The organism is Jeotgalibaca sp. MA1X17-3, assembly GCF_021513155.1.
GTDB lineage: Bacteria > Bacillota > Bacilli > Lactobacillales > Aerococcaceae > Jeotgalibaca.
This window is the reverse complement of record NZ_CP090983.1, coordinates 1,737,917-1,757,034: the sequence shown is the minus strand read 5'-3', so window position 1 is coordinate 1,757,034 and position 19,118 is coordinate 1,737,917. Positions and strand designations below refer to the sequence as shown.

The window sequence follows — 19,118 nt, the reverse complement described above, 5'->3', positions numbered from 1 at the left end:
CTCCTAAAAATAAATGCCAGTCGAACCCGACCGGCATATGTTTATCTGACTACTCTACCAATAATCTTCACTGCACCACTATCGTAGATCAGATCTTTATAATCTTCATTGAATGATTGCAAAATAACTTTTTGATTATCGTAATCATATTTCACTTTCTTACAAGTTACTCCATCTCCGTCAATCTCTACAATGGCGATTTCACCATTCTCTACCATAGAAGCTGCTTGAACGAACACTTTACTTCCATTTGGTATGTTTGGTTCCATTGAATCTCCTTGAATGGTTAGGATGAAATCAGCTTTAGGAGGAATCCGCTCTAGTTTTTCCTCTTCCACAAAATCATCTGAGTAAGCAAGTGCTGGACCGGCTGCAGAAGAACCCAAGTTGTATATTTTCTTTTGCTCTTTTAGTTGTCCTTCTGTAAAGTTGTATACTTTCTTTTGTCTTGGTTGGGTTAGTTGGTTGTAGAGGGTGGTGATGTTATTTTTTTCATCTGAATAGTTATCTAAAATCAATTCAAGAGGGCTTACTTTCAAAGCATTTGCTAATAAAGCAATTTTATCTCTCTTCATATTATCAATCAAACCTTGCTCCCATTTTCTAACAGTGGACTTTCCAACACCTACTTGGTTTCCAACTTCTTCTAATGTAAGACCTAATTCTATTCGTCTGCTTCTTAAATCAAACATGATACACCTCCAATGTTTCGTATTGAATATAACTCAATTATAAAACTAAAGTGTCTATAAAGCAACTCATAAGTAATTAAATAAAAAATAAATATCTTTTAGGACACTTTAGTGTTGACACTTTTAAAGTATCATGTTATTCTATGAGTGTCCTAAGAGACACAAAAATAAAGGAGGTGGTAACATGGATGGACGGTTATTAAAATCAAAAGTCGTTCTAAAAGGTTTAAAAGTTGATGAACTATTAGAACGAGTTAATAAAGATGAGTACATCATGGATCGAAATAGATACTATAGATGTATGCGTGGAGACGACGAGTTTGACAGAAAAGAAATCCAAGCGATGAGCGAAGCGTTGAATTTGACAGACGCTGAGATGCTTGATATTTTTTTAAAGAAGAAGTGTCTTAAAAGACACAAGGAGGAAGCAAAATGAAAAACCTACTAAAAGAACTACAAGAAATAAAAAAACTGCTCCAGATTATTGTGAGTAATCAAGAGCAGGTAGAAAATCGAAAGCTTGATTTTAATCGTCCTATTTCTATGAATATTGATTCTCTAAAAAAGGAAATACATTCCGAACTACCTAAATCCTACTCTTTTCAAAATAAGAAAGAGAACGTCTCTGTGATTGTAGGCGAAGATTCAGGAACGATTCTGATTCAAAAAGCGGGTGTAATCGAGAGTTACAGGGTGTTACCTAACTAAATAGAATTTACCATCATCGTGTAGATCAAATTCTTTGTTTGAATAAACTTCAATTAATTCCTTGGTTCTTCTAAAGAAGATGATCAAACCATCAGGATAAATGCTGAAATACTCCTCTGGAGCTCGGTTGATATCATCGTTGATGTAGTAGTTCTTGATTTCATCCGTATCAGAATGACCAGTAACCATAGTCATTTTAGCTTCACCTCCCTCAGAGGGAGCTGAAAGAGTGTAATAGTAATCTAAATATTTTTTTTCAACCATCATTTCTCACCTCCTTTCAAAGGAGAGTACCTAACTAAAAGGAGTTTTAACCATGAAAAATTTAATGAAAATATCAATTGTTATCACAGCTATTGGAGTAGCCGTGAAGGTTATCAAAGATAAAAATAAAGAAACAAATTTGGTGGATATTATTTATTCAAAAAACCCAAATCTGTCAGCACTGAGAGTGTAGCAGCAACGGAAATCTCTGTATTCAGTTTAGAATTTGCCACAAAAGAGTTAACAATAAGTTGCTTTGAAACAGAGTCTAATTTTAATCCTTTTGCTTCTGCATCTTGAATTACTAACCTGGCATTTTTTTCCAAATTAGAAATGTTATCTCTAGCAAACTTTTCTGCAGTTGACGAAATTAACTTTTGTACCTCATGCGAACTAGCCATTTTACTCACCTCCTTATCCATTCATTCAGCGGACCACTCGCTGATAAGGAAATTATACCAAAAAGAAAGGAAGATCAATCATGAAAAAAGAAACGAAAAAAAATAAGAAAGAAAAGCAAGAACCAAAAGTAACCATCATCATGAAAAATGGCGAAATTAGAGATACCACCGTCGGTTTGAAATGTCCACTAGAAGTGATTGAACGGATTTACGAGAGGAATGGTTGGAATTGAAAAAGAAACTATGGTACTTAATCACCGGTCTATGCATGGGAATGTATCCGTACTTATCCCACTTAGCGTTTCTCGAACGAGGCTATCATGCACATGGTGGGGAAATGGTAATTGTGTTAATTCCAGTATTGCTTTGGTTGGTGTTTGGAAAGGAAGAGGTAACAGAATGACAAATGTAATCCTATTCTTGTTATCCGTTGCATTAGGTTTTGTTGCAGCGTTGAATATTCAGAAAGTCGAAATTGATGAATTGAAAGAAGAATTGAAGTTGGAGAAAGCAAAAGTTGAGTTTTATAAAAACAGGAGGTAAAAAAATGGAATTATTCAAAGCAGACGATCACGAGACCATCACCATTCGCAAAGATGATGCAGAAATACTAAGGGTTCTAAAGGAAAATGAGGACACTCTAAGCGATTTTATCGAAAGGCAAGAGGAATAACATTGAAATGCTAGAGGACTCTCTTAATCGTATCGCTATTGCACATCAAGACATAAAAATCAGTTGTGGGGATGTAAAAGATAACATCATGCGAACGTTTTGGAATAAAAATTTAACGCTAGACGAAATAAAAGCCACTCACGGCAATGAGTGACCAAAATAAAACTATCAATTAAGGAGAGTATACTATGAAAATTAAATTAATGAAAATGAAAATCAGGAATTTCAAAGCAGTAAAAGAGTTCGATTTCAATCCTGAAGGAGAAAATGCTTCTATATACGGTCAAATGGGAACAGGGAAATCAACCATCTACGATGCCTTTTGGTTCGCTCTATTCGGTAAAAACAGTTTGGGTGATTCCAAGTTTCAATGGAAGCCTAAAGACAAGAACAATGAGTCTATCCACCATTTAGAAACAGAAATCCAATTGGTTCTTGAAGTAAACGGGGAAGAAGTGACCTTGTCTCGAATGGTTTCTGAAAATTGGGTTCGTAAAACGGGATCATCAAACGAGGAGTACCAGGGCGATGTGACTACTTGTAGAATCAACGGACTTAAAAAGAAAGTATCTGATTACAAGAAATACATTGACAGCTTGATTGACGAGGAAACCTTCAAACAATTAACTAATGTCTACTACTTCTCCGATGTGATGAAAGATAAAGAAAGAAGAAAAATGCTATTTGAACTTGTTGGGAACTTAGATGATAACGCAGTGATTCATAGCAAGAAGAGTTTAGAACCGTTAAAAGAGTTCTTAAAAGGAATAAGCGTTGATGATAAGCGTGAACAACTCATTGAGGAACGCTCCAAAACAAACGCAGATATTAAAGAATGGGATATCCGAATAGACGAAGCAGATCGAAACATACCCATCATTGATGATTTAAACGAGGATGAATTAAAAAAAGAAAAAGAGGAATCACTACAAAAAGAAGATTCTCTTTACCAAGAATTATCAACCCTTAAAAATGGTGGGTTTATATCCAAAAAACGTTCTGAACTTTCTGAATGTGACTCTCAAATAATGGTCATGAAAAATGATTATCAACTGAATATAAGGAACGCTGCATCAGAACTAATTGAAAAGAAACAAACGGTTTATTCTCAATTTTTAGAAGCTAAAAATAAAGTACAAGGACTTTATACATCGATTCGGGACATTCAAGGCGACAAAGATTGGACGAGGAAACAGCTAGTAATGAATGAAAAGCAAGTAGAAGAGTTACGCAATGAATATAAAAAAATACATTCTAAACAAATAGAACCATTCGATGAACATGTTCTCGTGTGTACGTACTGTAACCGGCCGTTTGACGAAGAAGAACAAGAAGACATTCAAGCTACTTATGAAGAAGAAGCAAAAACATTTAATACAAAGAAAGCTGAAAACTTAGAAAGTATTAACGAAACAGGAAAAGCAGTTAGCGAAAAGACTACTCAATTTAAAGAGGACATCGAAGGGTTTGATGAAAAGATTGAAAAACTAGAAAAGCAGTCAGAAGAAAGTGAACAAGAAGCAGATCGGTTATATATAGAGTTAAAAAAACTGGAACGACAAATTGAAGAAAAGAAAACATCTATTACTCCTTTTGAAGAAACGGAAGCCTACATAGAAATGATTCAAAAGAAAAAGATGATTCAGTCAGAAATAGATAACGAACAACAATCTATTGCTACTTCTACAGTAGGAATTCAAGAAGAAATAAAAGAAGTAAAAGAAAACATTGCAAGAATCAATGAAGATTTAAGCAAATTTACTTCCTTGGGAAAATCTAAGGAGCGTAAAGATGACTTAATCAGTGAGCAAAAAGAAAAAACAATACGTGCTGGTGAGATTGAAAAATGGTTATTCCTACTAGATGAGTTCACTAGAACGAAAGTATCGTTACTGACAGAGCGAATCAATTCAGAGTTTGAAATTACACAATTTAAACTATTTGAACCTTTGCAAAACGGATCACTCAAAGAGGTATGCGAACCACTATTCAAAGGCTTAGAGTTTACAGGTGCAATCTCAAACGGTGAACGTGTAAACGTGGGAATAGACATCATCAATACGATTTCAAGACTAAAAGGGGTTCATGTTCCTATCTTCATTGATAATGCTGAGAGTGTGACCGTATGGCACATAGAACCAAGTAATCAAGCAATTAAACTAATCGCACAAGAAGGCCAAACAAAACTAAACATTAAAAATGATAAGGGAGCTGCATAAACATGGCATCAAACGAACTAGCAATCATACAAAAGGATATTACAGATACGGTTAGTAACAAATTAAGTGAGTTAGAACAAACAGGTCTATCTCTTCCACCGAACTACAATGCTCAAAACGCTCTTAAAAGCGCTTTTTTCAAACTACAAGAAACCTTAGATAGTAATAAAAAGCCTGCTTTAGAAGTATGTTCCAGAGAATCCATCGCAAATTCTTTGTTAGATATGGTTGTTCAAGGGCTATCTCCTGCTAAAACACAGTGTTATTTCATTGTTTATGGGAAAAAACTTCAATTAAACCGTTCCTATTTTGGAACGCAAGCTGTATTAAAACGATTGAATGGAATCAAAAACATATGGGCGAATGTGATTTATGAAGGGGATGACTTCGTGATGACTGTTGACAAAGGGAAAGAGGTTCTTGTCAAACATGATACGAAGTTTGAAAACCGAGACAACAGCATTATTGGAGTATACGCAATTGTGGAAAGAGAAGACGATTCACAAGAATTAACCGTCATGACTAAAAAAGAAATTGAAACTGCTTGGAATCAATCGAAGACAAATCAAGGAGTTCACAAGAAGTTTCCTCAAGAAATGGCAAAACGAACGGTAATCAATCGTGCAGCGAAAAACATTATTAATACGAGTGATGATAGTGACTTGTTAGTAGAAGCAATCAATAACACAACGGAAAGTGAATATGAAAATGAACGAAAAGAAGTTACGCCAGTCGAAGATGTGGTTCAAAAAGAGATCAAAGAAAATGCAAATGCTGAAATGATTGGTTTTTCAAATCAGAATGTAAAAAAAGAAGTGAAGCCGGTCATTATTGAACATGAAGAAGAGAATGAAACACAAAGTTCTTTATTTGATACCAATCGTCCACCTATCGATGCAACTCCAGGGTTCTAATCATGATAACGATTGATGTGATTGGTTCAAGTAGTAAAGGAAATGCTTATCTGATTAATGAAGGTGAGCGTTCCTTGCTTCTTGAGGCGGGAATGAACCTAAAGGGAATAGATTTAAGTACAACAGATGGTTGCCTCATTACACATGAACATGGTGATCACTCCAAATATGCAATGGATATCATTAAAAAAACTGGAATGGATATTTATTTAAGTATGGGAACACAAGAAGCGCTGCAACTACCTAAACACAGAATTAAAATGGTTCAAGCGTTTAAAGAGTTCAAAGTAGGAAGTTGGCTCGTACTACCTTTTCCAACAGAACATGACGTGAATGAGCCTTTGGGATTCTTTATTCAGTCAAAAGAAGGAGAGTGCATCTTATTCGCTACAGATACCTTTTATATACGGTATACGTTTCCTGGTGTAACTCACATGCTGATTGAATGTAATTATGCCTTAGATATCCTCAATGAAAACGTCCATTCAGGGCGTATAGGGAACTATTTAAAAAAGAGAATCCTAACCTCTCACTTTGAACTAAATAATGTGAAGAACTTCCTTCTATCGAATGATTTGAGTCACTTAAAAGAAGTGTGGTTGTTGCATTTATCTAATAATAATGCAGATGAAGGACGATTCAAAAAGGAAATACAAGAAATTACAGGCATACCAGTTTATATAGCAAGTGAACGAAAGGAGTAACTCATGAGTGAAAATAAAAAATACTATTGGCTAAAACTAAACGACAATTTTTTTGAAGATGATACCGTCACTTGGTTAGAAGAACAAGAAAACGGTAAAGACTATATCATATTTTATTTAAAATTATGCTTAAAATCCCTACAAAATGATGGAAGTTTAATCAGGTATGTAGGAGAAAAGCTTATTCCTTACGATATAAAAGCTTTGGCTAATTTAACTGATACTAAAATAGATACGGTTGCAGTAGCTATGAAAACTTTTGAAGAAATAGGGTTAGTAAGTAGGTTAGAAAGTGGCGAAATTTATCTCAATCAAATAAATGAAATGATAGGTTCAGAAACCGATTCAGCAAAGAGAATGAGAAAAATAAGAGCGAAACAAAATGCTTTACCGTCACATTGTGCGAACAATGTTATTGAATGTGACATTGATGTGCAAAAAAGTGACACAGAGATAGAGATAGAGATAGAGAAAGAGATAGAGATAGATAGTCCCGATTTAGCTAAAGCAAAATACGATGACAACTCTCCTTATTTAAGGGCATCTCGTTATTTATTTAAAATGATTAAACAAAATAATAGCAAAGCAAAACCACCCAACTATCAAAGATGGGCTGATGACATTCGTAAGTTAGTGGAGCTGGACAAGAACACATTGAAAGAAGTAAGTCTTGTAATTGATTGGAGCCAACAGGATCCCTTTTGGAAAAAGAACATTTTATCCGCTTCTAAATTAAGAGAACAGTTTCCCAAGTTATGGGCGAATGGCAATTTTGAAGAGCAAGCAAGTATGCAGAAAGAAGAACAAAGCCCTGAACGAATAGCGTTAAAACAACTATCTGATAAACGAATGGCAGAAATGGAAGATGTGGACGATACAGATTTCTTCTAGGAGGGGACGTATGGAAGCGATTGGAATACCTAAAAACTATGAAAACTTAATGTTGGAAAAGGCAATGATGATCTGGACCGATGACTATTGTACCGAAGATAATGCTATGCAAGATTATGGAAAACCCGTTCATAAAGGTGAGTTTCGAATGATGAAAGATTTGAAAACAGACAAAGTATTCTGCCCGAAGTGTAAATTATATGCCCAAAGTAAGAATGTTTCCTATGAAGATACAAGGGTAAGTGAAAGCTACGTAGATAAAGAAAAGAAAAGATATCTTCAAAAGAAATCAATCTTTGCGAACAAATCTTTCTTAAATAAAGGAATGAAAAATTTTAAAGTTAACACCCCAGAAGAAAAACGAGTATACGAACAAGTTAAAAATAGTACTGGAAAAATTGCAGACGGCGAAATTATGAATATCATTATGACGGGTCCTCCTGGAAGTGGTAAAAGTCATCTAGCTTATTCAATGGCTTTCAATGCAAATGAAATGAGTGCAGATAGGAAAGGACAACTAGTTTGTTTGTTCATCGATTTAAACGAAGTGATTAACCAAATTCTTTCGAATTTTGATGAACGTAAAAATATACTAGATGCCATAAAAATGGTAGATGTGTTGGTCATTGATGATGTAGGTACGGAAGTAGGAAGAATGGACACGTTAAAGCAGTCAACAGACCATACCTATAAAACGTTGCTTGAAATTTTGAATGCTCGCGAAGGAGTTGCTACAACGATCATGACAACGAACTTGACAATGACACAATTAGAGCGAATGTACGATGAACGAATCAAGTCCAGGATGCAAAGCGGGTACATAGAAATAAACTTTTCCAAAATTTCAGATAAACGAATGGGGTTATCAATGTGAAAGTAACGGAAATCATGAGAGGTGTATGGAAATGCTCCTCTCCTCCTATGGAGAAAGAAGAATGGAATGAAAGACAAAAGCGCCTAAAAGAAGAATGGGAGACCTGGAAGAAGGAAAACCATGGCTGAACTCATCTTAGAAGATGCAAGGTTCCTTTGGAGTATCAATGAATTAGAAAATTTTCGCACCTTGTGGGAACAAGGAAAAAGTATATCCGAAATATCCAAACGATTACATGAAACTCCGGATAATATCACGTTATTAATAATTGACCAAGCACAGAAAGGGAAGATAAACCGTTGAAACCAAATAAGAAAGTGTCCAATGCTCAAAGTGGAAGAACATCTGCTAGGAGTGGTTCCAGTTTTGAGAAAGAAATTGAACAAACCAATCTATTTTATATCCGACAAGGAGTCGCTGCTGTCATAAAAATACCTACCGGAACAAGAATGGCCGGAAAGGTAAATGGCGTACCTGTTTGGGAACCGTCTCATAAGACTGGATGTGACTTCATGGGTGTTCATAGAGGCAAAGGAATCGCATTTGAAGCCAAGAGTACACAAAATAAAACTTCCTTTCCTTTGTCTATTTATAAAAAAGATATGGTCAAGCCTCATCAAGTTCGATTTCTAAATGAATTTCAAGAGGCATTAGGAGAGTCCTTCATTCTGATTCGTTTTCGAGTGTTAGATCGTACCTTCAAATTAAACATCAAAACATATCTAGCTTTAACAAAAAAAGCAAAAGAAGCGAATAAGACGTCACTTCCTCTCAAATGGATAGAATCTGCTGCAGTAGAAGTAGAAAGAAAAGGCTACACCTTAGACTATCTGAATGAGAAAAATACATGAGTTTACAACAGTTAGTAGCAAAAAGAGTAGATTACAAAAAAGGTTTAAAAGTTGGAGAAATTGTTCAATATGAAGAGAAAAACTTTGTAGTTATTCAAATAAATAAAGTTAGTGTAACTATAATTGGTGCACCATTATTGAAAATTGAGTTTATAGGTCAAGAAGTGGGGAAACGTATTGATTATAGCAAATACAAGCATTTTTTTACCTACAAAAAACGTTATAACATTTCAAAGGGAGAAAAGAAGTTTGAAAAAATAGGATCAGTTATGACTGGAACAGAAAAAGAAAGACCAATTATTAAGATAATTAGCATAGAAAAAGTGGAGTATGACTTTTTAGATGTGGTGATAACCTATCAAGTTGAATTGCTTCAGCCTTGGAACGATTACATGATTAACAAAGCTGTAAAAGAAAACAGATTATCTACTTTTAAAATTATATCTAATGATGATGTTAAAAAAATATAAAAAAAGATTTTAATGTAGAAACAATTAGTTAAGAAATGAGGAAGGGGAGAACATGGAAATGGATTACCGATTGAATGACGAGTTGAGAAAGATGAAAGTTTTGCATAGCTATGAATGGTATAAGCTACCAGATGATCATCCAGATAATGTACGCATCCATACATTAGCCAAAGAAGTGGAGTGGAAAGTGGAACGAAAGCCTTTTGAAGATATTAAACCGTGGTCAAATAGGGAGTTAACGTATATAGAGTCGAGTATGGATGTAGAAAAACCTACAGAAATAGCTAGAAAATTAATGAGACCAGTCCAATCTGTAAAAAGCCAAATGTATAAACTGAGACAAAGAATAAAAGCAAAAGAGGGATATATAAATGACCGAATACGCCATTTATAGAGGGGAGGACTTATTGTTTACTGGAACCGCTCAAGAGTGTGCAGACGAGCTAGGAGTCACAAAGAAGTATATCCAATGGCTAACCACTCCCTCCGGAATGAAACGACTTGCTGCTTTGAAGAGACCAGAAAAGGGAGTAACCGCAGTTAAATTTAAAGATGATGAATAATAATCGAACAGAAGGAGAATGAGTCATGAGGGAATTGAAGTTTCTAGGAACTTTTCAAAAGAAAGGAATATCGAGAAGTTATCAGTACTCTATATTTGAATGCGATGTGTGTGGAAGGCGAGTTGAAAAAATAAGAAAGGATGGAATTAGGGCTAAGGCGTGTGGTCATAAATGCTCCCGAACAGATGTGAGAAGAGGGGCATATAAGGACAAGGTAGAAATAAGTGGATATTTATATTTGTACCTACCCAATCATCCGAACGCAACTAAGTCAGGGTATGTTGCAGAACATAGAATTGTATCTGAAAAATCACTGGGAAGATTGTTAAAAGAAACAGAAGTTGTCCATCACATAAATGGAAACAAACATGATAACAGACCGACAAATTTAGAGGTTATGTCGGCATCAGAACACAATAAAACGCATGCATTAGAAAGGTCTAGGTGTAAAAATGGAAAATTCTCGGCATAAGTTTAGAGCGTGGGATAAAGAATTGAAACAAATGGTTTATGATGTGCAAGCTACTTACGACGGTTTGGAATATTCTAAAGTTAACAAAGATATTGATGTGGACGCTTACGACTGGATGGATTGCTTCGAGAGTTGGTTTAATGATAGACGGTTCGATTTAATGCAATATACCGGAATTAAAGACAAAAGCGGTGTGGGGATTTACGAGGGCGACATTTACCACCACGGGGACCCTAGAATAACTTACACCGTGGTTTGGGTTGATAGCGGTCTTATGGGAAAACAAAACAATAGTACCAGTTATGCGGGATTAGAATCTTGGCGTGACCAAATCGAAGTCATCGGAAATATTTACGAAAACAAAAGCTTACTGGAGGATCACTCATGATTATAACCAACATCCTGCTAGGACTCATATTTATCGCACTAACTGAGATTGCAGAAGCTATTAAATGGAAGGGAAGATTGAAATGAGAAAAGATAAAGCGTGGTTGAAAGAAAAGGTGCAAACAATGATAGACCAAGAATACAGATGTTACGACCCTTTAATTCAGGAAAGGAAACACACATGTAGAGTAATCATGGACCTTATCGACCAAATGGACGAACCGGAAAAACTAAGCGAAGAATGGATAAATGAACACTCAAAGTCTTATACGATGGAGAATGCAGTGGAAATTTCGGACTTGAAAAACTTATTGTTACCGCAACCAAAGAAACCAGTTATTCCGCAGTTTGTGGCAGATTGGATTGAGGAAGAAAGAGCAAATATAATCGACTGGCACACGGAGATTCCAGAAAGATTCTTTCTGATTTTAGGGCACAAGCTGCATTACACAACTTTAGCGAATACTAATGTTAGTGACTGGGTTTTTAGTGGTAACGAAGAAAAACTATATCAGGCACTTAAATACGGTTACGAAGTGGAGAAAGAAAAGTTGTATCGGGTAATCTTCCCTCATACATCTGGCTATAACGAAAAAATGACGCTCATGACAAATGGTGGTGGTTATTATATCGACGAAGTAATCGACCCAGATTTTGAAGTAGCTGAATTAACCGAACAAGAAATCAAAGCAATCGACGAACGCTATTGGGCATTTGCGGAGGAGGTAACGGAATGAAATTATATATCGTAAAAGTAGGAGACAATTTCTTAAAAAGTTTCAGAATGAATAGGGATGGAAGATTGAAAATTTACTATGCGAATAAAAATGAATCGATGTTTTTTACTACCGAAAAAGAAAATGCTGATAAGGTTTCCAACTTGATTGGCGGGAAGACGATGGAGGTAACAGAATGAATGAAGAAAATTTAGAACAAGTTACAGACGAGTGGGCGGATATGGTATTGAAACCAGTTCGCTTTCCGTTAGAGGAGGAAGAAGAATGAACATACTAGAAAAATACCTACTTGAATATAAAATCCCCTTTGAAAAATATGAAGACCGAAACACAAGAAGCATCCAGTTGACTATAAATCATACAGCTTGTCTGTTTAGACAAAGCAAGTGGTACGCAAATGACACGATCACGAGAATAGGCGAGTATGAAGAAAAGTATTTGAGTCAAAAAAGAATGATCGTGTTATTAGAAAGATTGAATGAGGAGGAAGAGAAGTGAGCAAAGAAGAAATAAAAGAACTTGCTGAGAAGTTGTCAAAAGAATATCCATTCAGTTCTAAACTTATTGAAAACATCATTTATATTTATCACTTTAAAGATGTGAATGAAGAAAACGTAAGAAAGATTATCGAAGCAAATCTTAATTTTAAAACAGTGAAAGTAACAGGAGGAATACGTGCATGATAAATAATGTGGTCCTAGTTGGACGATTAACAAGAGAATTGGATTTAAAATACACCTCAAATGGTACTGCCGTAGCTAGTTTTACAATTGCTGCAGAACGACCATTTAAAAATGCAAGCGGGGAAAAAGAAACAGACTTTATCAATTGTGTGATTTGGAGAAAATCCGCTGAGAACTTAGCAAACTTTACCAGGAAAGGTTCCATGATTGGTGTAGAAGGATCCATACAGACAAGGAAGTACGAGAACCAACAAGGTCAGACGGTATATGTTACAGAAGTAAATGTAAAAGATTTTAGATTATTAGAATCAAAAGAAGTAACAGAGCAAAGGCCAAGAGATAATAGTCAAAGCAATACAGAAAGTTATCATAGTAATCAGTCCTCTACAACTTCAACCGAACAAGATGATGATCCATTTCTAAACAGTGGACAATCAATTGACATCTCAGATGATGACTTGCCATTCTAAAATGAAAATTAGGAGGAAGTGTAATGAAATCAGAACAAGAAAAAGCAGTCGTTCGTGGGAAAGTAGAAATGGATTGTAACCGTGACTTCTTAGCAAATGGAGAAGAAACGTTGGAAGAAGATAAAGCTTTTCTAAACCGTATGAAGACTATTCCTGCGCGAGCTATGCAATCTTCTGAAATACAACGTTTAACACGGATAGCGTGGAGAGGAATGGAGGCGAGAACTTGATCTATCACTGGTATAAGAAACCGTTGAATGGACCGTATCCACCAAAGATGGTATTTGGAATCCACTGCGAATACATTGGATTTGAGAACGAACCTGAGCCAAAAGTAATTGATTGGTATCGTCTTACGGTAATAGGAATCATGACTCGTATTGAGTTCAGAGATATGTATAACTGCTAATACATCGGAGGGTTAAATGCTAATCAAGTAGGATTTATTATTCATATCCTTCCTTACGAAAAAGATACTTGGTATTATGTGCGGTTGGATAATGGGTTGGTAGAGTTTCGTTGTGCAGAAGAGGCACTGGCAAAGATACAGGAGGCGTAAATGAAAAGAGGAACGTATGTATACATAGAACAAATCCTTAGAGAATTTCCTGATAGCGATAAATATATTAATCAACGGAAAGAAGAATTACGCTATCCCTTGGAAAGAGAAGCAGATGAAAATATTGGAGGAGGAAGATCAAATACAGTAGGAAGTCCAACAGAAAGAGCAGCAATCTCTATTGCAGATGACAAACGACTTCACAAAATTATTGAGAATAAGAATGCTATCTGTAGTGTCTTAGAAGATTCCAGCGACTTAGTTAATGAAATCATTCATGAGTTTTACTTTAAAAAACCAAGAACAAAAACATGGCAGGGGATTGCAATGGAAATACCGATCAGTGAACGACATTGCAGAAGATTGCGAAATATGTTCTTTGAACAAATAGCAGATGAATTAGGACTTCCTAAATAAAAATGTCCGCTTTATGTCCGTTTTGCTACCTAGTCAAGTGGTATTATGTGTATAAGGGAATTTACAAACTAGTTCGAAACACTTTGATATTTCCCTTATCCTCCTTCATATTACCTCTCACACAAAGCGTATGAGAGGTTTTGTTATATTTAGAGATAATTAATATACGATTAAAAAAGCAGCTGAATTATTCGGTTGCTTTTTCTTTGCGCTTATTTATTTTTAACCTTATTCTTTTTATACTTTTTATTTTAAATGTTTTATTATTTTAATTTATATTCAAAGAGGTGAGTTCACATCCTTGACTACTTAATCCAACAAGCGAAGTTAACCAGTACGAATACAACATACAAGGATCCTGCAGTTCGAGATACGTTTTATCAATCTCAAACGTGGAGAAACAAACGGAAACAAATTCTTGAAAGAGACAACTACGAATGCCAAGTGACAAAGGCAGAGGGTGGTGTGTGCCAGGAGAAGCTAATTGTTCATCACATCAAACCGTTGGAGTACCATCCATCATTGGCAATGGACGATAGCAACCTCGTCACGGTAACACAATCAAAGCACAACATCATACACGGATTGAGTGTGGCCAAGTTCAACGACGAGTGGTGGTAGAAGTTTTTTCTGTGAGGATACCCCCGTGAAAAGGTTCAGGATATTTTATTGTTCTGTTCAGCGGGTGCATAGGCCTCTCCGGTAAAATTTCAAAAATAAATTCATTGAGAGGGGGGGTTAGATGGCGGAGGTGTCCATAAAAAAGTTAAAAGAGTACTTATTGGCTAATATTGATAATTCTGATTTAGTTGAAGTTGATAAGGTGAATCGCTACTGTATGTTGACTTCGACCATGAGAAAACTAAGAGCAAAAGTAAATAAAGACGGAGTGACCATCACAACAGTGAATGCTTCTCAAGAGTTTACAAAAGCACATCCTGCGCTGGATAAAATGACTGCAATCAATACGCAATTGCTTAATATTGAGAAGTCTTTTCGCATTGTTTCACCTGACACTCCCTCAACTCCTGATAACTCCCTCGATGATGAGGAGCTGGTGTAATGATCAGCCAAAAATATGTGGATGAATATATCTCTCAATATCGTGATGATAAAATTGTGCTCAACGAAGAGAGAATTTTACTGATTAAGTGGATTGAAGAAAAAATATATCCACGAGATGATATGTGGTTCAACGATGAAATGATTGAAGATTGCATCAGCTTCATAGAAAAATGGTTTTTTACATTAGAGCCGTTTCAAAAATTCTTGATTGCTTTTGTATTTCTATTTTATAAAGGGAAAAAGAAAGTCGTCTTTAATAAACACTTTTGGACGCTTGCTCGTGGTGCTGGTAAAAATGGACTTGCTTCTGCATTGAGTGCCTACTTCATCAGTCCACGGCATAAAGTAAAAGGATATAACGTTGGGATTGTGGCTACTTCTGAAGACCAAGCAACTACTTCGGTAGAAGAAGTTTTTAACGTGGTAGATGATAACAAACCTTTGCAAAAGTTCTTTAAGCACAACGTTTCTAAAATTACTTCACGATCTAACCGAAATTGGTTTAAATACTATACCAGTAATGCAAAAACAAAAGATGGAGCCCGTTTGGGTTGCATCTTTTTTGACGAGATTCATGAGTACACTACAAATGATATTATCGAAGTGTTTACTTCTGGTTTTGGTAAGCGACCCTATAGCAGACGGTTCTTTATTGGAACGACTGGTTTCGTTCGTGATGGTGTATATGACGATTTACTTCGTCGCAGTATGGATATCCTAACAGGAAAGATTGATGATCTAAGCTTCTTTCCTTTTGTTTGTAAGTTAGACGATATAAAAGAAGTGGACGATTCTAAATTATGGGAAAAAGCGAATCCTATGTTCCATCAGCCTATGAGTGAATATGCAGAAATCCTTTTTGATGAAGTAGAGTCCGATTATAAAGATTTACCATATGGTGGCGACAAGATTAAGTTCGTTGTCAAAAGGATGAACTATTCAGATATCGATTCACAAAATGATGTAGCCAATAAAAAGGATATTCTTCGAGCGAATAAACACTTACCTGATTTGAAAGGGTGGAAGGCTATTGCTTCGTTGGACTTTGCAAGTAACAAGGACTTTGTCGCAGCTGGATTGCTATTTCGGGATAACGATAAGTATTATTGGAAAACTCATTCGTGGGTATGCCAAACCTTTTTAGATAATTATCAACTAGAAGCACCTATTGAAGAATGGTCCAAGCCTGATTTTGAAACAAAAAGAGGTCCGTTACTTACAATTGTGGATGATGTCGATATAAATATTCAATTGATCGTTGATTACTACGTTTCCATGAGACAGATATATGACTTCGATACGATCATTATTGATAACTATCGAAAAGATATTGTTCAAAAAGCGTTAGAAGATGTTGGATTTACTGTAATAGTGGTATATAAATCAAAAGCTATTGCTGCAGGAATAGGAATTAGAATTCAGTCGTTGTTTAGTAGGCAGTTACTTTCCTGGGGAATGAACCCTTTGATGAATTGGTATACAAATAACGTTTGGGTAGATAGAGATCAATATGAAAACTTGGTATTTAAAAAGAAAGAACGAGTAAGAAGAAAAATAGATGGTTTTATGGCATTCATGTTAGCTGTTTGGAAAAGTGATGACTTATTAGAGTCGGGTCCATCGTCATTCGATTTTGATGACTCATGGATATTTTAAGGAGGGTTTTTATGACAGAAGAAATAAGAGAAGTACTTCTTGCCATCGAACAGAGTTTAACAGAAGCAGATAATCGTAATGACCAGCAGTGTAATGATATGACATTGAATCATCTCAAGATAGCCTACAATTGGCAGAAACGAAAAATAAAGAAACCTCCTGATAAAAAGAAAGTTGACCATTGTGCAGCCATCGGGAGGTGATCCATTAATCTCGGAGTTATCCGTTAAATAATTAATTAGAAAACGAAGGAGCTTTCGAAAATGGACCAGGAAAAATATCCTTTCTTAGCAGACATGGAAAAAACATTTAACGAAAAGGATCTAAATGCTTTTCAAGAACAATTAATTACTGATTTATCATTGAATGGATTTACGACAGATGAAGTTGCAGCATTACTTTTCAGCACGATGAAAATCGTGTTGAGTCAAAAAGAAAATAAGCAGATGCTTCAAAAGAACTTCAATATTGATATTGAGAAATTGGGAGCAGAGGGTGTACTCGCAGTTCAGCAAGCTTTGCTAGAAGGATATTTAGTAAAAAATAATTTTGTTTCTTGAGTCACTAGTAGATAGTGGCTATTTTTATTCTATGAAAGGTGGTGATTCTGATTGGTGTATTCAGTTATTTAAGAAACATGTTTACTCCACCCATAAGCGAGTGGGAGTTTTTGATTGAAGATTTTGAAAATGTTCATCTCAAACAGTCAGCATTAGATACTGTTTTGGGTCGAGTAGTAGCAAGTGCAAACCTAGTTGACTTTCGGACAAGTGATGATGAATTATCTTATTTATTAAACGTAGCACCTAACGATAACGATAACGCAAAAGACTTCCGCGCGAAACTGTTGAGACAACTTATCTGTGATGGTGAAGTAGTAGTTGTCCAAATTAATAATAAGTGGTACATCGCTGATAATTTTACGGTAGATGAAAAAGTGTTGGCAGAAAAACGTTACTCTTCGATTTTTGTCGATGGACTGGAACTACATAAAACATTTCATTCTAGTGAGGTATATCATTTCAAATACTACAATAGCAACTTAAGCAAACTTATGAAGCAGCTAGACAACTCCTATGCTAAATTATTCAGCCGTTTGATTGATGTACAGATGCGACAAAACCAACTACGGATTTATACAAAATTCAAAGGGATTAATAATCCTGATGGTCATAAAGATGAAATGAAAAAATATAAATCCTATTTAGAAAGTTTATCAAGTGCTTTAAAAAATAATTCGGTAGTCGTATCTCCAAGAAATGATGCGTATGACTTAGAAGAAAAGTCTGATAATTATTTAGGTCGTTCTGTAGATGAAATCCAAAAACTAGAAAATATTTATTTAGCGAAGGTAGCAAACGCATTGCAGTTGTCGCCTCTTTTATTTACAGGAGATTTAGCAGATGTGGAGCAACATGAAAAGAATGCAATTAAGTACGCGATTCGTCCTTTATTCGAAGTCCTTACAACGGAGATCAACAAGAAATATTTTGGTCGTGTCCATGAGTCTGATTTGATTGCGAACGTCACTCCACTTACGTATAACAATGTATTTGAGATGGCAAAAGATATTGAGAAGATTGTGGGTAGTTCTGTCTTTACACCAGATGATGTATTGGAAATGCTTGGTCGCAAGAGAACGGGTCTTCCAGAAATGGAACGACATTACCTAACGAAAAACATCGAAGCGTTAGACGAGAGAGGGGGTGAAAATGAACATGCCAAAAATGAATAAAATACCTTTTGAATTTTCTAATCAAGCAACGGATGGAAAGCATGTCCTTGTATTGAGTGGTGTGATTCAGAAACGCCGTTGGTCAGATGATAAATATATCGATGCTGATATGTTAAGAACAAACTTAGACACAATCAATGATGATATTGTCATTAAGCTGAACTCAAATGGTGGAGATGTCTTTGAAGGAATCGAAATATACAACTACTTAAAAGATCACCCAAGCAATATTACCGTTGAAGTAACCGGAGTTGCTGCAAGTGCGGCTACTTTTATCGTTGCTGGTGCAAACGAGGCTATTATGAATACAGGTACTTCCCTTATGATTCACGAAGCAAGCACGATTACCTGGGGAAATAAAGCTGACTTGAAGAAAACATTAGGAGCATTAGAAACAATTGATGATTCTATTATCAGTATTTATAAAGAAAAGACGGGTCAGACCGCAGAACAATTGACGAACTGGATGGATGAAGAAAAATGGTTCACCGCAGAAGAAGCTGTACAATACGGCTTTGCCAATGAAGTCAAACAAAAAAAGTTGCCATTGAAGATCAGATTGATATCGCTGCAATTATTAATCAACATGTTGCTGAAGCGATGGAACGTTTCACAGCACAAACAAAATCGGTTGAAACACCTGAAAAACCTAAAGAACAAGATAAATCACAAACAAAATCACTACTAAATAGATTGAGAAAAGGGGAATAAAG

The 19,118-nt window shown here is 35.6% G+C and carries 34 protein-coding genes and 1 pseudogene; 32 read left to right on the top strand and 3 right to left on the bottom strand.

Features of this window, described 5'->3' with window-relative positions; genetic code table 11:
- Positions 1-41: 41 nt before the first annotated feature.
- The gene (locus tag LZ578_RS08815) at positions 42-692 is read right to left on the bottom strand and encodes a S24 family peptidase (protein WP_235144806.1); all 651 of its coding nucleotides are present in this window, start codon (positions 690-692) and stop codon (positions 42-44) included.
- A gap of 184 nt (positions 693-876) precedes the next feature.
- Between LZ578_RS08815 and LZ578_RS08810 the strand changes: the two genes are divergently transcribed.
- Together LZ578_RS08810 and LZ578_RS08805 are read left to right on the top strand one after the other, a co-directional pair.
- Complete coding sequence (locus LZ578_RS08810; protein WP_235144805.1) at positions 877-1,128, top strand: hypothetical protein; 252 nt, start codon at positions 877-879, stop codon at positions 1,126-1,128.
- Positions 1,125-1,400, top strand: a complete 276-nt coding sequence (locus LZ578_RS08805) for a hypothetical protein (RefSeq protein ID WP_235144804.1) — start codon at positions 1,125-1,127, stop codon at positions 1,398-1,400. The genes LZ578_RS08810 and LZ578_RS08805 overlap by 4 nt, the downstream gene beginning before the upstream one ends.
- On the opposite strand, the gene LZ578_RS08800 is transcribed toward LZ578_RS08805, so the two are convergent.
- Positions 1,389-1,667, bottom strand: a complete 279-nt coding sequence (locus LZ578_RS08800) for a hypothetical protein (protein WP_235144803.1) — start codon at positions 1,665-1,667, stop codon at positions 1,389-1,391. The two genes, LZ578_RS08805 and LZ578_RS08800, sit on opposite strands and share 12 nt — an antisense overlap.
- Positions 1,668-1,813: 146 nt before the next feature.
- Entirely contained in the window at positions 1,814-2,065 is a 252-nt protein-coding gene (locus tag LZ578_RS08795; protein WP_235144802.1) for a hypothetical protein, read from the bottom strand.
- A gap of 80 nt (positions 2,066-2,145) precedes the next feature.
- On the opposite strand from LZ578_RS08795, the gene LZ578_RS08790 reads away from it, so the two are divergent.
- The 30 genes and pseudogenes from LZ578_RS08790 to LZ578_RS08650 all read left to right on the top strand — a co-directional run bounded on the left by LZ578_RS08790 (position 2,146) and on the right by LZ578_RS08650 (position 19,116).
- Positions 2,146-2,298 carry a hypothetical protein gene (locus LZ578_RS08790; protein ID WP_235144801.1) on the top strand — a complete coding sequence of 51 codons (153 nt, stop codon included), beginning with the start codon at positions 2,146-2,148 and terminating at the stop codon, positions 2,296-2,298.
- On the top strand, positions 2,295-2,468 hold the full coding sequence (locus LZ578_RS08785; protein WP_235144800.1) for a hypothetical protein: 174 nt from the start codon (positions 2,295-2,297) through the stop codon (positions 2,466-2,468). The genes LZ578_RS08790 and LZ578_RS08785 overlap by 4 nt, the downstream gene beginning before the upstream one ends.
- Positions 2,465-2,608, top strand: coding sequence for a hypothetical protein (locus tag LZ578_RS08780; protein WP_235144799.1), 144 nt, complete (start codon positions 2,465-2,467; stop codon positions 2,606-2,608). Before LZ578_RS08785 ends, LZ578_RS08780 begins: the two co-directional genes overlap by 4 nt.
- A gap of 4 nt (positions 2,609-2,612) precedes the next feature.
- The gene (locus LZ578_RS12520) at positions 2,613-2,738 is read left to right on the top strand and encodes a hypothetical protein (protein WP_255763850.1); all 126 of its coding nucleotides are present in this window, start codon (positions 2,613-2,615) and stop codon (positions 2,736-2,738) included.
- Positions 2,739-2,926: 188 nt separating this feature from the next.
- Entirely contained in the window at positions 2,927-4,957 is a 2,031-nt protein-coding gene (locus LZ578_RS08775) for an AAA family ATPase (protein WP_235144798.1), read from the top strand.
- 2 nt (positions 4,958-4,959) lie between these two features.
- Positions 4,960-5,871: a recombinase RecT gene (locus LZ578_RS08770; protein WP_235144797.1), complete on the top strand. Its 912-nt coding sequence runs from the start codon at positions 4,960-4,962 to the stop codon at positions 5,869-5,871.
- A 2-nt stretch (positions 5,872-5,873) separates the two neighbouring features.
- Entirely contained in the window at positions 5,874-6,575 is a 702-nt protein-coding gene (locus LZ578_RS08765; protein ID WP_235144796.1) for an MBL fold metallo-hydrolase, read from the top strand.
- Between the two features lie 3 nt (positions 6,576-6,578).
- Positions 6,579-7,466, top strand: coding sequence for a phage replisome organizer N-terminal domain-containing protein (locus LZ578_RS08760; RefSeq protein ID WP_235144795.1), 888 nt, complete (start codon positions 6,579-6,581; stop codon positions 7,464-7,466).
- A gap of 10 nt (positions 7,467-7,476) precedes the next feature.
- Complete coding sequence (locus tag LZ578_RS08755; RefSeq protein ID WP_235144794.1) at positions 7,477-8,340, top strand: ATP-binding protein; 864 nt, start codon at positions 7,477-7,479, stop codon at positions 8,338-8,340.
- 120 nt (positions 8,341-8,460) lie between these two features.
- The gene (locus LZ578_RS08750) at positions 8,461-8,643 is read left to right on the top strand and encodes a hypothetical protein (protein WP_235144793.1); all 183 of its coding nucleotides are present in this window, start codon (positions 8,461-8,463) and stop codon (positions 8,641-8,643) included.
- Complete coding sequence (locus tag LZ578_RS08745) at positions 8,640-9,191, top strand: Holliday junction resolvase RecU (RefSeq protein WP_235144792.1); 552 nt, start codon at positions 8,640-8,642, stop codon at positions 9,189-9,191. Before LZ578_RS08750 ends, LZ578_RS08745 begins: the two co-directional genes overlap by 4 nt.
- On the top strand, positions 9,188-9,661 hold the full coding sequence (locus LZ578_RS08740; protein WP_235144791.1) for a hypothetical protein: 474 nt from the start codon (positions 9,188-9,190) through the stop codon (positions 9,659-9,661). The genes LZ578_RS08745 and LZ578_RS08740 overlap by 4 nt, the downstream gene beginning before the upstream one ends.
- 52 nt (positions 9,662-9,713) lie before the next feature.
- Positions 9,714-10,055 (top strand): hypothetical protein, encoded by a 342-nt coding sequence (locus LZ578_RS08735; RefSeq protein ID WP_235144790.1) that lies wholly within the window; start codon positions 9,714-9,716, stop codon positions 10,053-10,055.
- Positions 10,033-10,224: a hypothetical protein gene (locus tag LZ578_RS08730; RefSeq protein WP_235144789.1), complete on the top strand. Its 192-nt coding sequence runs from the start codon at positions 10,033-10,035 to the stop codon at positions 10,222-10,224. Before LZ578_RS08735 ends, LZ578_RS08730 begins: the two co-directional genes overlap by 23 nt.
- A gap of 25 nt (positions 10,225-10,249) precedes the next feature.
- Positions 10,250-10,696 (top strand): HNH endonuclease signature motif containing protein, encoded by a 447-nt coding sequence (locus LZ578_RS08725; RefSeq protein ID WP_235144788.1) that lies wholly within the window; start codon positions 10,250-10,252, stop codon positions 10,694-10,696.
- A complete protein-coding gene (locus LZ578_RS08720) occupies positions 10,677-11,084 on the top strand; it encodes a YopX family protein (protein WP_255763847.1) in 408 nt (135 codons plus the stop codon). Before LZ578_RS08725 ends, LZ578_RS08720 begins: the two co-directional genes overlap by 20 nt.
- A 193-nt stretch (positions 11,085-11,277) precedes the next feature.
- Positions 11,278-11,820, top strand: a complete 543-nt coding sequence (locus LZ578_RS08715; RefSeq protein ID WP_235144787.1) for a DUF1642 domain-containing protein — start codon at positions 11,278-11,280, stop codon at positions 11,818-11,820.
- Positions 11,817-11,999, top strand: a complete 183-nt coding sequence (locus LZ578_RS08710) for a hypothetical protein (RefSeq protein WP_235144786.1) — start codon at positions 11,817-11,819, stop codon at positions 11,997-11,999. Before LZ578_RS08715 ends, LZ578_RS08710 begins: the two co-directional genes overlap by 4 nt.
- Positions 12,000-12,084: 85 nt before the next feature.
- A complete protein-coding gene (locus LZ578_RS08705) occupies positions 12,085-12,318 on the top strand; it encodes a hypothetical protein (protein ID WP_235144785.1) in 234 nt (77 codons plus the stop codon).
- Positions 12,315-12,503, top strand: a complete 189-nt coding sequence (locus LZ578_RS08700) for a hypothetical protein (protein ID WP_235144784.1) — start codon at positions 12,315-12,317, stop codon at positions 12,501-12,503. The genes LZ578_RS08705 and LZ578_RS08700 overlap by 4 nt, the downstream gene beginning before the upstream one ends.
- Complete coding sequence (gene ssb, locus LZ578_RS08695) at positions 12,500-12,973, top strand: single-stranded DNA-binding protein (protein WP_235144783.1); 474 nt, start codon at positions 12,500-12,502, stop codon at positions 12,971-12,973. Before LZ578_RS08700 ends, ssb begins: the two co-directional genes overlap by 4 nt.
- 23 nt (positions 12,974-12,996) lie before the next feature.
- A complete protein-coding gene (locus LZ578_RS08690; protein ID WP_235144782.1) occupies positions 12,997-13,203 on the top strand; it encodes a hypothetical protein in 207 nt (68 codons plus the stop codon).
- Positions 13,200-13,382: a hypothetical protein gene (locus tag LZ578_RS08685; protein WP_235144781.1), complete on the top strand. Its 183-nt coding sequence runs from the start codon at positions 13,200-13,202 to the stop codon at positions 13,380-13,382. The genes LZ578_RS08690 and LZ578_RS08685 overlap by 4 nt, the downstream gene beginning before the upstream one ends.
- A gap of 150 nt (positions 13,383-13,532) precedes the next feature.
- Entirely contained in the window at positions 13,533-13,949 is a 417-nt protein-coding gene (locus tag LZ578_RS08680; RefSeq protein ID WP_235144780.1) for a hypothetical protein, read from the top strand.
- Positions 13,950-14,691: 742 nt separating this feature from the next.
- The gene (locus LZ578_RS08675; protein ID WP_235144779.1) at positions 14,692-15,012 is read left to right on the top strand and encodes a P27 family phage terminase small subunit; all 321 of its coding nucleotides are present in this window, start codon (positions 14,692-14,694) and stop codon (positions 15,010-15,012) included.
- Positions 15,012-16,670 (top strand): terminase TerL endonuclease subunit, encoded by a 1,659-nt coding sequence (locus LZ578_RS08670; protein ID WP_235144778.1) that lies wholly within the window; start codon positions 15,012-15,014, stop codon positions 16,668-16,670. Before LZ578_RS08675 ends, LZ578_RS08670 begins: the two co-directional genes overlap by 1 nt.
- Positions 16,671-16,681: 11 nt before the next feature.
- Positions 16,682-16,873 (top strand): hypothetical protein, encoded by a 192-nt coding sequence (locus LZ578_RS08665; RefSeq protein ID WP_235144777.1) that lies wholly within the window; start codon positions 16,682-16,684, stop codon positions 16,871-16,873.
- A gap of 60 nt (positions 16,874-16,933) precedes the next feature.
- Complete coding sequence (locus tag LZ578_RS08660) at positions 16,934-17,230, top strand: hypothetical protein (protein WP_235144776.1); 297 nt, start codon at positions 16,934-16,936, stop codon at positions 17,228-17,230.
- A 110-nt stretch (positions 17,231-17,340) separates the two neighbouring features.
- Positions 17,341-18,405, top strand: a complete 1,065-nt coding sequence (locus LZ578_RS08655) for a phage portal protein (RefSeq protein WP_235144775.1) — start codon at positions 17,341-17,343, stop codon at positions 18,403-18,405.
- A pseudogene (locus LZ578_RS08650) lies at positions 18,389-19,116 on the top strand (head maturation protease, ClpP-related). The gene LZ578_RS08655 and the pseudogene LZ578_RS08650 overlap by 17 nt, the downstream one beginning before the upstream one ends.
- Positions 19,117-19,118 lie beyond the last annotated feature (2 nt).

What these genes read in the sequence shown, in the direction of transcription:
- LZ578_RS08815 (WP_235144806.1), bottom strand. Translation starts at nt 692, where the DNA reads ATGTTTGATTTAAGAAGCAGACGAATAGAATTAGGTCTTACATTAGAA.
- LZ578_RS08810 (WP_235144805.1), top strand. Translation starts at nt 877, where the DNA reads ATGGATGGACGGTTATTAAAATCAAAAGTCGTTCTAAAAGGTTTAAAA.
- LZ578_RS08805 (WP_235144804.1), top strand. Translation starts at nt 1,125, where the DNA reads ATGAAAAACCTACTAAAAGAACTACAAGAAATAAAAAAACTGCTCCAG.
- LZ578_RS08800 (WP_235144803.1), bottom strand. Translation starts at nt 1,667, where the DNA reads ATGATGGTTGAAAAAAAATATTTAGATTACTATTACACTCTTTCAGCT.
- LZ578_RS08795 (WP_235144802.1), bottom strand. Translation starts at nt 2,065, where the DNA reads ATGGCTAGTTCGCATGAGGTACAAAAGTTAATTTCGTCAACTGCAGAA.
- LZ578_RS08790 (WP_235144801.1), top strand. Translation starts at nt 2,146, where the DNA reads ATGAAAAAAGAAACGAAAAAAAATAAGAAAGAAAAGCAAGAACCAAAA.
- LZ578_RS08780 (WP_235144799.1), top strand. Translation starts at nt 2,465, where the DNA reads ATGACAAATGTAATCCTATTCTTGTTATCCGTTGCATTAGGTTTTGTT.
- LZ578_RS12520 (WP_255763850.1), top strand. Translation starts at nt 2,613, where the DNA reads ATGGAATTATTCAAAGCAGACGATCACGAGACCATCACCATTCGCAAA.
- LZ578_RS08775 (WP_235144798.1), top strand. Translation starts at nt 2,927, where the DNA reads ATGAAAATTAAATTAATGAAAATGAAAATCAGGAATTTCAAAGCAGTA.
- LZ578_RS08770 (WP_235144797.1), top strand. Translation starts at nt 4,960, where the DNA reads ATGGCATCAAACGAACTAGCAATCATACAAAAGGATATTACAGATACG.
- LZ578_RS08765 (WP_235144796.1), top strand. Translation starts at nt 5,874, where the DNA reads ATGATAACGATTGATGTGATTGGTTCAAGTAGTAAAGGAAATGCTTAT.
- LZ578_RS08760 (WP_235144795.1), top strand. Translation starts at nt 6,579, where the DNA reads ATGAGTGAAAATAAAAAATACTATTGGCTAAAACTAAACGACAATTTT.
- LZ578_RS08755 (WP_235144794.1), top strand. Translation starts at nt 7,477, where the DNA reads ATGGAAGCGATTGGAATACCTAAAAACTATGAAAACTTAATGTTGGAA.
- LZ578_RS08750 (WP_235144793.1), top strand. Translation starts at nt 8,461, where the DNA reads ATGGCTGAACTCATCTTAGAAGATGCAAGGTTCCTTTGGAGTATCAAT.
- LZ578_RS08740 (WP_235144791.1), top strand. Translation starts at nt 9,188, where the DNA reads ATGAGTTTACAACAGTTAGTAGCAAAAAGAGTAGATTACAAAAAAGGT.
- LZ578_RS08735 (WP_235144790.1), top strand. Translation starts at nt 9,714, where the DNA reads ATGGAAATGGATTACCGATTGAATGACGAGTTGAGAAAGATGAAAGTT.
- LZ578_RS08730 (WP_235144789.1), top strand. Translation starts at nt 10,033, where the DNA reads ATGACCGAATACGCCATTTATAGAGGGGAGGACTTATTGTTTACTGGA.
- LZ578_RS08725 (WP_235144788.1), top strand. Translation starts at nt 10,250, where the DNA reads ATGAGGGAATTGAAGTTTCTAGGAACTTTTCAAAAGAAAGGAATATCG.
- LZ578_RS08720 (WP_255763847.1), top strand. Translation starts at nt 10,677, where the DNA reads ATGGAAAATTCTCGGCATAAGTTTAGAGCGTGGGATAAAGAATTGAAA.
- LZ578_RS08715 (WP_235144787.1), top strand. Translation starts at nt 11,278, where the DNA reads ATGGACCTTATCGACCAAATGGACGAACCGGAAAAACTAAGCGAAGAA.
- LZ578_RS08710 (WP_235144786.1), top strand. Translation starts at nt 11,817, where the DNA reads ATGAAATTATATATCGTAAAAGTAGGAGACAATTTCTTAAAAAGTTTC.
- LZ578_RS08705 (WP_235144785.1), top strand. Translation starts at nt 12,085, where the DNA reads ATGAACATACTAGAAAAATACCTACTTGAATATAAAATCCCCTTTGAA.
- ssb (WP_235144783.1), top strand. Translation starts at nt 12,500, where the DNA reads ATGATAAATAATGTGGTCCTAGTTGGACGATTAACAAGAGAATTGGAT.
- LZ578_RS08690 (WP_235144782.1), top strand. Translation starts at nt 12,997, where the DNA reads ATGAAATCAGAACAAGAAAAAGCAGTCGTTCGTGGGAAAGTAGAAATG.
- LZ578_RS08680 (WP_235144780.1), top strand. Translation starts at nt 13,533, where the DNA reads ATGAAAAGAGGAACGTATGTATACATAGAACAAATCCTTAGAGAATTT.
- LZ578_RS08675 (WP_235144779.1), top strand. Translation starts at nt 14,692, where the DNA reads ATGGCGGAGGTGTCCATAAAAAAGTTAAAAGAGTACTTATTGGCTAAT.
- LZ578_RS08670 (WP_235144778.1), top strand. Translation starts at nt 15,012, where the DNA reads ATGATCAGCCAAAAATATGTGGATGAATATATCTCTCAATATCGTGAT.
- LZ578_RS08665 (WP_235144777.1), top strand. Translation starts at nt 16,682, where the DNA reads ATGACAGAAGAAATAAGAGAAGTACTTCTTGCCATCGAACAGAGTTTA.
- LZ578_RS08660 (WP_235144776.1), top strand. Translation starts at nt 16,934, where the DNA reads ATGGACCAGGAAAAATATCCTTTCTTAGCAGACATGGAAAAAACATTT.